The following is a 14,223-nucleotide window of genomic DNA, read 5'->3' as shown; positions in this document are numbered from 1 at the left end:
TCTCTGTCTAACGGGACGGCTACCGCCGAGATCTGCACAAGGCGTATCGCCGGCAGCGTCAGGTGTGTATAAGGGACAGATCCGGGCGCGGGTGAGGGTGATGCCGCGGACGATCTCGTCCTCGAGGTCGATCTGCAGCATCCCGTCCTTCGCGGGGGTCATGAGGGCCAGGAGGTTCACGAGGTTCTGCCCGTACAGCTGGGAGGCCTGGGCAGGCAGACGCCCGGCGAGGTCGGTGTGCCCGACGATGATCACGCCGTTGTCGGTGGTGATGACCTCACCGGGGACGGTCAGCTCGCAGTTGCCGCCGCCCGCGGCGGCCATGTCCACGATGACGCTGCCGGGCCGCATTCCGGCCACATCCTGCGCGGTGAGCAGGCGCGGGGCGGCGCGACCGGGGATCGAGGCGGTGGTGATGACGATGTCCGCGCTTGCCGACTGCTCGGTGTAGAGCCGCGCGGCGGCCTCGGCCTGCTCGGCGGTCATCTCCTTGGCGTAGCCGTCCGCGGAGCGTTCCGCCGCGGCGGGGATCGGCACGAACTCAGCGCCCATGGATTCGACCTGCTCGGCCACCTCGGGCCGCAGGTCGGTGGCGCGCACCACGGCGCCCATGGAGTTCGCGGTGCCGATGGCGGCCAGTCCCGCCACGCCCGCGCCGATCACGTACACGGTGGCGGGCGGGATCTTCCCGGCGGCGGTGACCTGCCCGGTGAACAGGCGACCGAAGTGGGAGGCGGCCTCGACCACGGCGCGGTACCCGGCGATGTTCGCGAGCGAGGACAGCACGTCCATGGACTGGGCACGGGAGATCCGCGGCACCGCATCCATCGCGAGCGCCGTGATGGCCGAGCGCTCGAACTCCTCGATCAGCTCGGGGCTGCGCCCGGGGGCCAGGCGCGCGATGAGATGCCGACCGGGGCGGATGCGGGCGCGCAGCTCGGGCGGCGGGGCGTCAAGCGCGGTGAGGATGTCCGCGTCCCACACCTCCTCCCCCACGATCTGCGCGCCGGCGGCCGCGTACTGCTCATCGGGGAAGGCGGCGCGCTCCCCGGCGCCGGCCTGGACGGCCACGTCATAGCCGAGGGCGATGAGCTTCGCGACGGTGTCGGGGGTCGCGGAGACGACGGCCTGCGAGGGATCTGCCTCGCGCGGGATGCCGATCAGCATGAGGTATTGCTCCTGGGGAATGAACGGGGGCGGGCGGCCGCGACCGCGTGGTGGCGCGGGCTCCAGCGACAAGCCTAGGGCCGGGGAAGGTGTCGAGGGCCGCAGAACGGCCCGGCGCATCGTGCGGTTCGGCCGACGCGGACCATACAGTGGGATCCCCGCCCGCCCTCCGCACGGTCTCCCCCTCGCCGCCGCGGTCATCGTCTGAGAAGGTCATGCCCGACTCCGCTTCCCTCGACCGGTCCTCTCCCCGCCCCGCCGCACCGGCCCCGCCGGAGCGGACGGGTCGGCGCTCTTGGCACCGTCGCGCCTCCCGTCCGGTGTCGGTCTGGATGGTCCTGCTGGTGCTGGTGGTGCTGATCCATCCCTGGCTGCCGCAGTCGCGCTGGCTCATCGTCCATATGGTCACCCTGGGCCTGGTGACCACCTCGATCCTGGTGTGGGGTCAGCACTTCACCGAGGCGCTGCTCAAGACGCGCCTGGGCCCCGAGTCCCGTCCTCAGCAGGTGCTGCGCATCCGCGTGCTCACCGCGGGGTTCGTGGTCACGATCGCGGGGATGCTGCCGGGCTGGCCATGGCTGGTCGTGGTCGGCGCTCTCACGATCTCCGTCGCGCTGGTCTGGTACGCAATGTCCCTCGGTTCCCAGCTGCGGGCATCGCTCGCGCCTCGGTTCGCGTTCACGGTGAAGACCTATCAGGGAGCGGCGCTGCTGCTGCCCGTGGGCGCCGTGCTCGGGGCGGTGATGGCCTTCAGCCCCGGCGAGCCGTGGCAGGGCCGCCTGCTCCTGGCCCATCAGATCGTCAACGTGCTCGGTTTCGTGGGTCTCACGATCACGGGGACCCTGCTAACGCTGTGGCCCACCGTGTTGCGCACCCGGCTGGTTCCCACCCAGGCCGCTCGCGCCTCGCGCGGCCTGCTGGGGATGGGCATTGCGGTGCTCGTCGGGCTCGTGGCGGCGCTGGCCGGATCCGCGCTGCTGGGCGGCGCGGCGATGCTCGGGTACCTGCTGTCCTTCACCTGGGTGGTCGTGGTGCTGGTGCGGCTCGCCGTGCAGTCCGCGCGGCAGGAGCGCCGGGTGCCGCTCGCGCTGTTCCCGGTGCTGTCCATCGGGGCGGGGCTGCTGTGGGCGGCGGTGTCCCAGGTGGGGCTGGTGGTGATGTGGTGGGGGTCGGCCGACGCCCAGCTGGGCGCCTCGCTGCTGGCCGTGGACGTGCAGCGCCTGACCGCGCCGTTCGTGGCGGGCTTTGTGCTGCAGGTGCTGCTGGGGGCGATGAGCCACCTGCTGCCGGTGACGATGGGCGGGGGGCCGCGCGCCACCGGGGCAGGCCTCACGGAGCTCTCCCGCGGCGCGATCTGGCGGGTGGTGACGTACAACCTGGCGCTCGCCGTGTTCGTGCTGACGACCCTCGGCGGCACCGGGGCCGACGCACTGCTGGCGACGCTGCTGCTGGGCACCGTGGAGCCGGCCGCGATCGGCTCGATCACCCGCGTGGCGGTGACGCTGCTGGCCTTCGTGGTGCTGCTGTGCTTCCCCGTGCTCATGGGCCGGGCGGTGCGGGCGAACATTCGCGAGCGTCGCGCGGCGGCGCAGGCGCGGAAGGCATCGGACGAGGGCAGCGGCACAGCGGAGCCGCTGCCCGCCCCGACGTCCCGGCCCCAGAGCCCCGCGGCGGAGGAGACCCCGTCGGCCGTGGATCGTCGGGCGCTCACCGGCACCCTGCTGGGTCTCGGCTCGGTGCTGGGCGTCACGGCGCTGGGCGCCACCTTGGATCGGCCGACGGGCGGCGCGCCGGCCACCGGCACAGCCCCGGCGGTGGGCGTGACCCCGACGGGGAACACGACCACGCTCGCGGTGTCCATGGCGAACATGCGCTTTACCCCGGATGTGCTCGAGGTCCCGGCCGGGGATGAGCTCGTGATCCAGCTGCGCAATGACGACCCGGTGGATGTGCATGACCTCGTGCTCGCCACCGGTGCGACCTCGGGCCGGCTGGATCCCGGGCAGGAGGCCACCATCGAGGCGGGCGTGATCAGCCACGATGTGGAGGGCTGGTGCTCGATCGTGGGGCACCGCGCGATGGGCATGACGCTGCAGGTGACGGCGCTCGGAGCGGCCGGCTCAGCGGGTACGCAGGGCGGCGAGGCGTCGGCCCATGGTCATGGTGGCGATATGACCAGCGGGAACCCGCTGGCCCGGGTGCCGCTGGATCTGCAGGCTGAGCCCGGTGCGGACCACACGGTGCGCGATGCGCGCCTGCCGGAGGCCGTGGGGATGGAGCAGCGGGTGCGCCTCGAGATCACCGAGGCAGACCTCGAGATCGCCCCGGGCGTGAGCATGCAGGCCATGACGTTCGGCGGCACCGTGGTGGGGCCGATCCTCCGCAGCGAGGTGGGGGCGCGCTTCAACGTGGAGCTCGTGAACAACGGCTCAATGGGCCATTCCCTGGATATGCACGCCGGGACCGTCTCCCCCGACGAGGTGATGCGCACGATCCCGCCGGGTGAGTCCCTCGAGTACCCGATCACCACCGACCATGCAGGGATCTGGCTGTACCACTGCTCGACGATGCCGATGACCGTGCACCTGGCCGCCGGGATGCTCGGGGCGCTCATCGTCCCGCCCACGGGGCTCGCGGCGGCGGATCGCGAGTATGTGCTGGTGCAGTCGGATCACTACCTGGTGCCGGAGGCCGATGGGTCCGCGCACGCCGTGAGCCCGGAGAAGATCGCGGCCGAGCGACCCGATGCGACCGTGTTCAACGGGCATGCGAACCAGTACGTCCACGCGCCGCTGCAGGCGACAGTCGGCGAGCGGGTGCGGCTGTGGGTGCTCGCCGCCGGGCCGTCCCGCGGCATCTCCTTCCATGTGGTGGGAGGCGTGTTCGACACCGTGTTCAAGGAGGGCGAGTACACGCTGCGCCCGGACAACGAGAACGCCGGCGGCTCGCAGGCCCTGGATCTCGCGCCCGCTCAGGGCGGTTTCGTGGAGCTCGTGTTCACCGAGCCCGGCACCTACACGGCGGTGAACCACGCCTTCGCCGACATGGAGCGCGGGGCACGGGCACTCATCGAGGTGAGCGCATGAGCTGAGGGCGTGCGCTGGCGCACCCCGGCTGTATCAGACCTCGAGCTGCGGATTGCCGGCCCTGACGCGTTCTCGGGCGCCGCTTACCAATGTCGGCCCGCAGCGCCCGAGAACGTTGTGGTGGGGACGCGGCGCTTTGCGATGCCTCCCTCCAGGCTTTCACTCCGGAGCTCAGACTCCGTCGTAGGCAAGGAGGACCTGCACCGCAGTGACACGCTCCTCGTCCGTGAGGTCCTGGCCGCGGGCATCGAGCACGAAGGTCTTCCACTGAGCGCCGTCGCCGCCAATGATCGTGGCCCAGTGCGTCGCCTCCGCGGTGGAGTCGAACCGCATGTACACGCCGTACGGCGTCTCCCAGGCTTCGACGCACTCGATCTCGGCAGTGCAGTACTCAGCCGTGACCTCATCGGCCGCCCCGAAGCCGGGATTGTTCGCCACCAGATCCTCGACCGTGATTTCCGGGCCAGAAAGATAGCGCCACCCAAGGAAAATTAAGATCGCCGCAGAAAGCAACAGGGTGCCAATAGACCCAACTTTCCACACAGCACCAGAAGCTGAACTCTTACTTTCCATTTCGCAACCCCGTCGTTCTCATCCGGCTCTTCAGGATTGAGTGTCTTTCACGGCTCCGCTACCTACAGCTTCGTGACCGGGGCGTACCGAAGCAGCAGCCGCTTCACGCCGTGCGGCGCCTTGAACTGCACCTCGACCTGGGTCTTCTCTCCCTGCCCCGCCACCTCGAGCACAGTCCCCATGCCGAAGGAGTCATGCGTCACGCGGTCTCCGGGAGCAAGCTGCGGGAGCTTGTCCGCCGCCAGGGGCTTCCGGCCGGAAGCCATCGAGGGTCGCTTCACATCGGAGCGTCCCCCGCCGATGCCGCCGGAGAACGACGGACCGCGCGAGGAGCCGATTCGACCGCTGTAACCGCCCGAGCTGTACCCGCCGCCACCGTAGCCACCAGCGCCAAACCCCCCGCCGCTGTACCCGCCGCCGGCGAAGCTCGACCCGGCGCGCGCCACGTCCAGCACCTGCTCGGGGACTTCGTCGAGGAACCGGCTGGCGGGCATGAACTGGCTCTGCCCCCAGGTGGCGCGCATCTGCGCGCGCGTGAGGTAGAGCTTCTCGCGCGCCCGCGTGATGCCCACATAGGCCAGGCGCCGCTCCTCCTCGAGGTCCTCGGGGCTGCTCATGGTGCGGTGGTGCGGGAAGGTGCCGTCCTCCATGCCGGTGAGGAACACGACCGGGAACTCGAGACCCTTCGCGGTGTGCAGCGTCATGAGGGTGACGAACTGGTCCTCCGCCCCGGGCAGCTGGTCGGCGTCGGCCACGAGCGAGACCTTCTCCAGGAAGCCGTCCAGGAGTGAGGCCTCCGGGTCGTCGGGGGCGGTGAGCTCCGCATCCGGTGCGGTGCCGGAGTCGGCGCCGGAGCTGGACTCCACACCCTCCTCCGCCTCGCTGGCGGCGGCGGCGATCTCCTCGCGCTGCGCCTCGAACTCGGCGGCGACTGCCACGAGCTCGGCGAGGTTCTCCAGGCGGGACTCATCCTGCGGGTCATCGCTGCCCTGCAGCTCCGCGTAGTAGCCGCTGCGCCGCAGGATCGCCTCGAGCAGCTCCGCCGGGCCATCCCCCCGCTCGGCCATCTCTCGCAGATCCGAGAGCATCGCGACGAAGGCCCGCACCGCGTTCAGGGAACGGGTCGCGATCCCGGGCGCTTCTTCGGCGCGCTCGAGCGCCTCGGCGAAGCCGATCCGCTCACGCTCGGCGAACATGGCGACCGCCGCCTCGGCCCGGTCGCCGATGCCGCGCTTGGGCACATTGAGGATGCGCCGCAGGTTGATCTCATCGGCCGGATTGGCGAGGACCTGCAGATAGGCGATCGCGTCCTTGATCTCGCGGCGCTCGTAGAAGCGAGTGCCGCCCACCACGCGGTACGGCAGCCCCACGCGGATCAGCTGATCCTCGAGCGCACGGGACTGGGCGTTGGCGCGGTAGAAGATCGCGATATCCGCGGCGCGGCGACCGCCGTCCACGAGGGCGTCGATCTGTCGGCCGATGTACCGTGCCTCGGCCACCTCGTCGTCGGCCACATACAGGGTGATCTTCTCGCCGGAGCCCTGGTCGGTCCACAGGTTCTTCTTGCGCCGGCCCTGGTTCTCCTCGATGACAGCGTTGGCGGCGGTGAGGATGTTCTGGGTGGAGCGGTAGTTCTGCTCCAGCACGATGGTGCGGGCAGACGGGAAGTCCTGCTCGAACTCGATGATGTTGCGGATGGTCGCACCGCGGAAGGCGTAGATCGACTGGTCGGAGTCACCCACCACGGTGAGGTCCGCGTGCGGGTCCTCCCCCACCAGTTCGCGCACCAGCTGGTACTGGGCGGTGTTGGTGTCCTGGTATTCGTCCACCAGCAGGTGGCGGAAGCGCCGGCGGTAGCCCTCGCGGATCGCGGGGTTCTCACGCAGCAGTTCGACGGTCAGCCCGATGAGGTCATCGAAGTCCACCGCATTGGCCTGCCGCAGCCGTTCGGTGTAGTTCGTGAAGATCCGCGCGAGGGTGCGATCGAAGCCGTCCTTGCTGAGCTCGGCGCGATCCGCGAAGTCGATCGGGTCCACGAGGTCGTTCTTCAGCGTGGAGATCCGCGAGGCGATCATCCGCGGGGCGTGCTTCTTGGTGTCCAGCTCGAGGTCCTTGGCGATCGTGGTGATCAGCCGCAGAGAATCGGCGCTGTCGTAGATGGTGAAGGAGCTCTTCAGCCCCACCGCCTGCGCGTCCCGCCGCAGGATCCGCACGCACGCGCTGTGGAAGGTGGAGACCCACATGTTGCGTGCGGCTGGGCCGACGAGCTCCCCCACGCGCTCGCGCATCTCGGCAGCGGCCTTGTTGGTGAAGGTGATCGCGAGGATCTCCCCGGGCATCGCTTCGCCGGAGGCCAGCAGGTGCGCGATGCGGCGGGTCAGCACGCGGGTCTTGCCGGAGCCGGCGCCCGCGACGATCAGCAGCGGGCTGCCGCGATGCTCGACGGCCTCGCGCTGGGCGGGGTTGAGGTCCGCGGTGAGGGCGGCCAGACGCTCTGGGCCGGCGGCGGCCGACGGCGCGGTGGAGAACTGCTCGCGCGGCGGCACCCAGCCGTCCTCCTCCGGCGGCAGATCCTCCTCCGGCGGCGGGGCATCCTCATTCGCGGGCGGGACGTCGGCATCCGTGGGCGGGGCATCCTCCTCGCGCGGGGCGTCCGCGGCGGAGTGCGCGGGGCCCACCTGCACGCCCTCCAGGCGGCGGAAGGCGTCAGGCAGGGAGAGGTCGTCGAACAGTGAGCTCATGAGGATCCCAGGATAGGCCCGGGGACGGGCGGACCGGCCGACGGCCCGCTCAGATCACGGGGCTCATCGGCTCGCGGGGCTCAGACGAACACCGCGATGACGACGTTCAGGACGATCACCAGCGGGATCGAGAACCACACGGCGGGCGAGGTGCGCTCCTGCTTCGCGTTCGCGATGTACCCGAGCACCACGGCGATCAGGCCGACGAGGCCCTTGATGCCGAGCTTCATGTGGTTGGGGTCGCCGGTGATCGAGACGAGCGCGGCGAGGATCAGGCCGATGACGAAGGCGCCCGCGAGGCCGTGCGCCATGCCGGGGCTGGGGGTGCGAGTGCGGGCGGCACCCACCCAGGTGCCAAGCGCCACGGCCCAGCTCAACAGGTGCAGGACGACGAGAAGGGAGAACAGGAAGCTCATGGGATCCAGCGTACGGGGGAGCTCCTGAACTCTCCGTGCCCCGCATCACGGCTCTCATGCGAGAATCACCGCATGTCAGCGGCCCCTCCCCCACGCTCTCCCGGATCCGATGGCGCCCCCGGCGCGCGCCACGACCGCGAGAGGGTAGACACCACGGAGCCCAGCGCAGAGGAGCACACCGAGTTCGAGGCGCTCTCCCTGCTGCCCGCCCCCGTCCTCGCCGGGGCGATCGGCAAGGAGCGCCCGCGCCCCGGAGCGGGCCGGATACTCGCCGCGGTGCTCAGTTTCGTCGTGGTCCTCGTGCTGCTGGGGTACGCGCTGCCGAAGCTCACCGGCACCACGCTGACGGAGATCTGGGCGGAGGTGACCGCGCTGCCGCTGTGGGCGGTGCCCGCGATGCTGCTGCTGGGGATGCTGGCCCTCGCCCTCGAAGCCCTTACGGTACGCACGGCCCTGCCCGGCGCCCGATACAGCACGGCCCTGCGCGCCCATGCCGTCACCTCCGCGGTCTCGCTCGCGGTCCCGGGCGGATCCGCCATCGGGCTGGGGCTCATGGGGTGGTTCCTCGCCCGCGCGGGCTTCACCTTCGGGGCCCTCGCCACGGGGATCATCGCCGCCTCACTCGTGGACATGGTCCTGACCTCGGTGGTGATCCCGCTGCTGGGATTCGGGGCCTATGCCCTCTCCGGGGCTCTCGCACCGCAGGAGCTGCAGCTGCCCGGCGGGCTGTGGGCGGCGGTGATCGCGATCGGCGGGGCGCTGCTCGCCCTGGTCCTCACCGCACTGCTGCTGCGCCGCGGCGTACTGACCGCGCTGCTGAACAGCGCCGGTGACATGGTTCCCGCGGCGGTGCGAGGGGAGATCCTCACCCAGCGCGATGCGCTCATCGCGCTGCTGCGCGCCCGCGCAGTGCCGCTCGTGGTGCCGACGCTGCTGGCCCGCGCTGCCCAGTGGGCGGCGCTCGTGCTCGCGATCCGAGCGGCGGGGGCAGAGGTGCCGCTGCTGCTGACCATCGCGATCTTCGCGCTCGGGCGAGTGCTCGCCCTGCTTCCGCTCACCCCGGGCGGGGCGGGGATCACCGAGACCGTCGGGGCGATGGCTCTGGTGGCGCTCGGGGTGCCGGCGGCATCCGCGGGCGCGGCGATGATTCTGCTGCTGGTGGCGATGCTGATCGTGCCGCTGCTGGCCGGCGCGGTGGGGGCTGCGGGCAGCGTCGCCGCCCCGGCGGCGCGGAAGGACCCGGAGGATCGGTCCTCCTCGTCCTCCGCTCAGTCCTCCTCGTAGTCCGGGGTCTCGATCCCCAGGGTGTGGGAGGGGTGCGGGAGCATCGCCCCCGCGGTATCGGGCAGCAGGGGGAAGCCGCCGATCTCGGCGCCGTGCCGGGTGCCGACGAACTTCGCGACATCGTGCACGTGGTGCTGGGCTTCGGCGCCGCGGCCCAGGAAGCCGGCGCCGGCATAGCCGCCCAGGCGCCGCCCGGTGGTGCGCTCTGCCTGCACCGCCGCCTGCTCGAGGCGCTTGGCGGTACCCCGCAGACCGCTCGCGAGCCGCCCCAGCTCGGGATGTTCGGTGAGGGTCCAGCGGTCATGCACCTGCTCGCCGAGATCTCGGGTCCACTCGTCCTCGGACTGCGAGAGCTCGGTGATGGAGTTGCCGATCCGTAGCCGCAGCAGGGTCAGCCGGTCTGCGGCGTGGCGGAACGCTGCGGCTTGGGCACGCAGGTCAGCAGGCTGCGGGCTCATCGTCGGCCTCCTCCCCCGGGTGCGGTGAACCTGTGGGGTCCATCGTAGGGGCATCCGCTGCTCGCTCTGCGAGCCAGGCGTCCAGGATGCTGAGCGCCCGGGCGCGCGCATCGGCGTCGGAGAGGAACACGTCGTGCCGGGCGCCCGGGATCGCCTCCACCTGCACGCGCGGACCGAGTTTGCGGGCGGCGCGCGCGAGGGAGTGCACATCCAGCACCGTGTCCGCCCGGCGCATGCTCTCGTGGAAGACGGGACCGATCCGGCTGCGGTCCGAATGCATGACGAGCACGGGGATCGCGAGCGGACCGGAGGCCTCCAGGCGGCGCTGCCCATCGATCACCGCACGCAGGGTGTCGGCGGGGAACCGGTGGCCGCCGGGTGGTTTGAGCTCGAGGTCGTACTCGAACGCGCCGCCGTACTCGCGGTGGGTGGTGCGCGCATAGTGCTGGCTGCCGACGGGCAGCACCGGGCGGCTCCCTAGACGCCGCGCGAGGATACGGACGGGCGCCTCCACGAGGGCGCGCGCCGCGGGCCCGAGGTGCATCTCGAGCCACGGGGAGTTCAGGGCGAGGCCCCGCACGGCGCCGGGGCGGCGCAGCGCGAACAGGGTGGCGGTGAGCCCGCCGGTGGAGTGGGCGAGGATCACCGGGGGGCGGTCGCGGCCGATGATCCGCAGTGCCGCATCGAGCTCCGCGTCATAGCGGGAGAGGTGATCCACGTCGGTGGGGGTCTGGCCGGGCAGCAGGCTGCGGCCGTGCTTGCGCAGGTCCAAGCCCCACACATCGTGCCCGGCGTGTCCTAGGTGCTCGAGCAGCTCACGGTCGAAGACGTAGTCCGACCAGCCGTGCAGCACGAGTATGGGCACGCCCGGCAGGTCGCGGTATGCGGTGCCAGGCGGCAGGTCGCGGTGGAGCAGCGTCGCGATGAGCGGACCCTCGTCATCGGCGCCCAGGCGGATCCGATGGGCGCTGTAGCCTTCACCGAGCACGGGATCCGGTCTCACGAGGGCCACCCTAGTGCCCGCGCCTGCGGTGTGCCGCACCTCCCCGCGTGCCTGGTGGCCGCCGCTGCAGGCGACCATGTAGGCTTGGCCACCGAAACGATTGCCATCTTCCGGGTCGACACATCCACCCGGCACCCGAAGCACAGGGGGTCAGATCCATGGGTCGCGGCCGACAGAAAGCCAAGCACACCAAGGTGGCACGGGACCTCAAGTACTACAGCCCGCCGACGGACCTGTCCGCGCTCCAGCGCGAACTGCAGGGCAAGCGCGGCGCCGACGACTCCGCGGACGAGCACCGCTGGGACGAGGACAGCGACGACTGGGCTGATGAGGACGCCCCGTCGCTCCGTCGGCGCTGAGGGCTGACCGGCTGCCGCCGGATCACCGTGACACTGCGGAAGGGCCGCCCCGAGGGGCGGCCCTTCCGCTGTTCTCGGTCCGGCGCGACGTTCTCAGCCCAGCGCGACGTGACGTCTCAGTCCCAGCCGGGATGCTGGCCGGTCATCATGACGGCTCCGCCCTCGACGCCCTTCGCCCCGGTGACCACATGCTCGAGCGGACCGTGAGCCTCGGGCAGCTGCTCCTGCGCCAGCACCTCGCCGAGCACGCGGGAGGCCAGGCCGCGTTCGGTGAGGATCTGCAGAACCGCATCGGCCTGCTCGGCGCCCACCAGGGCGATCATGCCGATGCCGAGGTTCAGTGTGCCCTCGAGGTCCCGCTGCGGCACCTGGCCCCAGCGCTGGATCTGCGCGAAGACGGGCGCGGGCTCCCAGCGCGCCCTATCCACGCGGGCAGCCAACTCCTGGGGCATCACGCGGGCGAGGTTTGCGGCCAGGCCCCCGCCGGTGACGTGGCTGAGGGCGTGGATCGCGCCGCGGGTGCGTTCGTCCTCGAGGACGGCGAGGAGGTCGGCGGTGTAGATGCGGGTGGGCTCGAGCAGCTCCTCGCCGAGGGTGCGGCCCAGCTCCGGCACGTGCTGCTCGAGGTCGAGCCCGGCAGCGTCCATCACGGCGCGCACCAGGGAGTAGCCGTTGGAATGCAGGCCGGAGGCGTCCATGCCGATGATGACGTCACCGGTGCGCACCCGCTCGGGGCCCAGCAGCTCATCGGCCTCCACGACGCCCACGGCGGCGCCGGCCACGTCGTAGTCCTCGGGGGCCATGAGCCCGGGATGCTCCGCGGTCTCCCCGCCGACCAGGGCGCAGCCGGCCAGGCGGCAGCCTTCGGCGATGCCGCGCACGATGTCGGCGATCCGCTCGGGCACCACCTTCCCGCAGGCGATGTAGTCCGTCATCGCGAGCGGCTTCGCACCGACCACGACGATGTCGTCGACCACCATCGCCACGAGGTCTTGGCCGATGGTGTCGTGGACATCCAGCGCGCGGGCGATCGCGATCTTGGTGCCCACCCCGTCGGTCGAAGAAGCCAGCAGAGGCCGCCGGTAGTCCTTGATGGCGCTGATATCCATCAGCCCCGCGAAGGCGCCGATACCGCCCATCACCTCGGGGCCGTGGGTGGCGGCGACCGCCTGCTTCATGAGCTCCACGGCGCGGTCGCCGGCGGCGGTGTCCACCCCGGCGGCGGCGTAGGTCAGCGGGGCGGGGTCGGGGCGGGTCATGCGTCCTCCTCGGTGACGGCCGGGGCGGTCGTGCCCTGGTCGGTGATGCCCTGGGCGCGGGCGACGTCCTCCGGCAGCGCTACCGGGTAGGTGCCGGTGAAGCAGGCGGTGCACAGTGAGCTCTCGTCCTGCTCGGTCGCAGCGATCATGCCGGCGGTGGAGATGTAGCCGAGCGAGTCCGCGCCGATCGAGCGGGCGATCTCCTCGATCCCCAGGCCGTTGCCGATCAGCTCGGCGCGGGAGGCGAAGTCGATGCCGTAGAAGCAGGGCCAGCGCACCGGCGGGGAGGAGATGCGCACATGCACCTCGGCGGCACCGGCCTCGCGCAGCATCCGCACCACGGCACGCTGGGTGTTGCCGCGCACGATCGAGTCGTCGATGACTACCAGGCGCTTGCCCTCGATGACTTCGCGCAGCGGGTTGAGCTTGAGGCGGATGCCGAGCTGGCGGATGGTCTGGGATGGCTGGATGAAAGTGCGGCCCACGTAGGCGTTCTTGACCATTCCGGAGCCGTAGGGGATGCCGGATTCGAGGGCGTAGCCGATCGCGGCGGGGGTGCCGGAGTCCGGGGTGGGGATCACGAGATCCGCGTCGACGGGATGCTCGCGGGCCAGCTGGCGGCCCATGGCGGTGCGGGATTCGTGGACGCTCCGCCCGGCGATGCGGGTGTCGGGGCGGGCGAGGTACACGTACTCGAACACGCAGCCGCGCGGGCGCGGTTCGAGCACCTGCTCGCAGCGCAGCCCCCGCTCGTCGATGACGATCATCTCGCCGGGGGCGACCTCGCGCACGAAGCTCGCGCCGCAGATGTCCAGGGCCGCGGTCTCGGAGGCCACCACCCAGCCGCGTTCGAGCCGGCCCAGCACCAGCGGGCGGATGCCCTGCGGATCGCGGGCCGCGTACAGGGTGGTCTCGTCCATGAGGGTGAAGCAGTAGGCGCCGCGCAGACGCGGCATCACCTCCCGCAGCGCATCTTCGAGCGGTCCCTCGGTGTTCAGCAGCGAGGTGACCAGGGCGGTGTCGGTGGTATTGCCGCGCGCGAGCTCGCCGGTGCGGGAGCGTTCGCCGCGCTCATCGAGCAGGGCCAGCAGCTGCTCGGTGTTCACGAGGTTGCCATTGTGGGCGAGGGCCACGGTGCCGTCGGGGCGGGGCCCCAGGGTGGGCTGGGCGTTGGCCCATTCGGAGGCGCCGGTGGTGGAGTAGCGGGTATGGCCGATGGCGATATGGCCCTGCAGGGTGCCGAGCGAGGCTTCGTCGAACACCTGGGAGACCAGACCCATGTCCTTGTAGACGAGGATCTGGGAGCCATCGGAGGTGGCGATACCCGCGGATTCCTGGCCGCGGTGCTGCAGGGCGTACAGCCCGAAGTAGGTCAGTTTCGCGACGTCCTCGCCGGGGGCGAAGACGCCGAAGACACCGCAGGCGTCCTGCGGGCCCTTCTCGCCGGGGAGCAGGTCATGGGAGAGTCGTCCGTCGCCGCGTGCCACCGGACCATGATGCCACAGCGCCACGGGGCCGACGGGTTCGCTACCGGGCGGACAGATCGCCGCTGATCAGCGGTCCCGGTCTTTCGGGGGCCGATGCTTCCAGGCGTCGATCGCGGCGGCGATGCCCGCGAGCGGCATGCCCACGAACACCGCGGCCATGAGCATGAAATTCAGCACCTGCCCGAGGTCAGAGAAGTCGAAGAAGGGGGCGCTGAACAGGGCCAGCAGGGCAGGGACGGCCAGGCACAGCGCCACCCAGAAGCCGAGGGTGGGAGTGCGGCCGCGCCGCACGTACACGCTCGTGCTCGACGGCAGCGGGCGGTCAGCCTCCGGGGCGGTCTCGGGCGCAGCATCCGTCGGCGCGGGCGCGGGGGCGGCGGGCGCGGGGGG

At 71.2% G+C, this 14,223-nt stretch carries 12 protein-coding genes; 3 read left to right on the top strand and 9 right to left on the bottom strand.

The window, feature by feature from the left end; translation table 11 throughout:
- A partial coding sequence (locus MU407_RS12470) for a Re/Si-specific NAD(P)(+) transhydrogenase subunit alpha (RefSeq protein WP_246957952.1) occupies window positions 1–1,167 on the bottom strand: 1,167 nt, incomplete at its 3' end.
- Window positions 1,168–1,382: 215 nt separating this feature from the next.
- On the opposite strand from MU407_RS12470, the gene MU407_RS12465 reads away from it, so the two are divergent.
- On the top strand, window positions 1,383–4,253 hold the full coding sequence (locus MU407_RS12465) for a multicopper oxidase domain-containing protein (RefSeq protein ID WP_246957950.1): 2,871 nt from the start codon (window positions 1,383–1,385) through the stop codon (window positions 4,251–4,253).
- 171 nt (window positions 4,254–4,424) lie between these two features.
- Here MU407_RS12465 and MU407_RS12460 read toward each other — a convergent pair whose 3' ends face one another.
- The 3 genes from MU407_RS12460 to MU407_RS12450 form a co-directional block, all read right to left on the bottom strand.
- Window positions 4,425–4,691, bottom strand: coding sequence for a hypothetical protein (locus MU407_RS12460; protein ID WP_102236058.1), 267 nt, complete (start codon window positions 4,689–4,691; stop codon window positions 4,425–4,427).
- 197 nt (window positions 4,692–4,888) lie between these two features.
- Window positions 4,889–7,567, bottom strand: coding sequence for a UvrD-helicase domain-containing protein (locus tag MU407_RS12455; protein ID WP_246957948.1), 2,679 nt, complete (start codon window positions 7,565–7,567; stop codon window positions 4,889–4,891).
- 80 nt (window positions 7,568–7,647) lie between these two features.
- Window positions 7,648–7,983 (bottom strand): hypothetical protein, encoded by a 336-nt coding sequence (locus MU407_RS12450; RefSeq protein WP_246957946.1) that lies wholly within the window; start codon window positions 7,981–7,983, stop codon window positions 7,648–7,650.
- Window positions 7,984–8,055: 72 nt separating this feature from the next.
- Here MU407_RS12450 and MU407_RS12445 point away from each other — a divergent pair, with 72 nt between their 5' ends.
- Complete coding sequence (locus tag MU407_RS12445; RefSeq protein ID WP_246957944.1) at window positions 8,056–9,267, top strand: lysylphosphatidylglycerol synthase transmembrane domain-containing protein; 1,212 nt, start codon at window positions 8,056–8,058, stop codon at window positions 9,265–9,267.
- Here MU407_RS12445 and MU407_RS12440 read toward each other — a convergent pair.
- Window positions 9,252–9,725: a hypothetical protein gene (locus MU407_RS12440; protein ID WP_246957942.1), complete on the bottom strand. Its 474-nt coding sequence runs from the start codon at window positions 9,723–9,725 to the stop codon at window positions 9,252–9,254. The genes MU407_RS12445 and MU407_RS12440 overlap by 16 nt on opposite strands.
- A complete protein-coding gene (locus MU407_RS12435) occupies window positions 9,706–10,728 on the bottom strand; it encodes an alpha/beta hydrolase (RefSeq protein WP_246957940.1) in 1,023 nt (340 codons plus the stop codon). Before MU407_RS12435 ends, MU407_RS12440 begins: the two co-directional genes overlap by 20 nt.
- A 158-nt stretch (window positions 10,729–10,886) precedes the next feature.
- On the opposite strand from MU407_RS12435, the gene MU407_RS12430 reads away from it, so the two are divergent.
- On the top strand, window positions 10,887–11,087 hold the full coding sequence (locus MU407_RS12430) for a DUF3073 domain-containing protein (RefSeq protein WP_102236063.1): 201 nt from the start codon (window positions 10,887–10,889) through the stop codon (window positions 11,085–11,087).
- A 116-nt stretch (window positions 11,088–11,203) separates the two neighbouring features.
- On the opposite strand, the gene purM is transcribed toward MU407_RS12430, so the two are convergent.
- The 3 genes from purM to MU407_RS12415 all read right to left on the bottom strand — a co-directional run.
- A complete protein-coding gene (gene purM, locus MU407_RS12425; protein ID WP_246957938.1) occupies window positions 11,204–12,346 on the bottom strand; it encodes a phosphoribosylformylglycinamidine cyclo-ligase in 1,143 nt (380 codons plus the stop codon).
- A complete protein-coding gene (gene purF / locus MU407_RS12420; protein ID WP_246957936.1) occupies window positions 12,343–13,833 on the bottom strand; it encodes an amidophosphoribosyltransferase in 1,491 nt (496 codons plus the stop codon). Before purF ends, purM begins: the two co-directional genes overlap by 4 nt.
- A 66-nt stretch (window positions 13,834–13,899) precedes the next feature.
- Window positions 13,900–14,223: hypothetical protein (locus tag MU407_RS12415; protein WP_246957934.1), on the bottom strand; the 324-nt coding region annotated here is incomplete at its 5' end.

The organism is Brachybacterium sp. Marseille-Q7125, assembly GCF_023062615.1.
Lineage (GTDB): Bacteria > Actinomycetota > Actinomycetes > Actinomycetales > Dermabacteraceae > Brachybacterium.
This window is presented reverse-complemented; position numbering and strand designations above follow the sequence as displayed.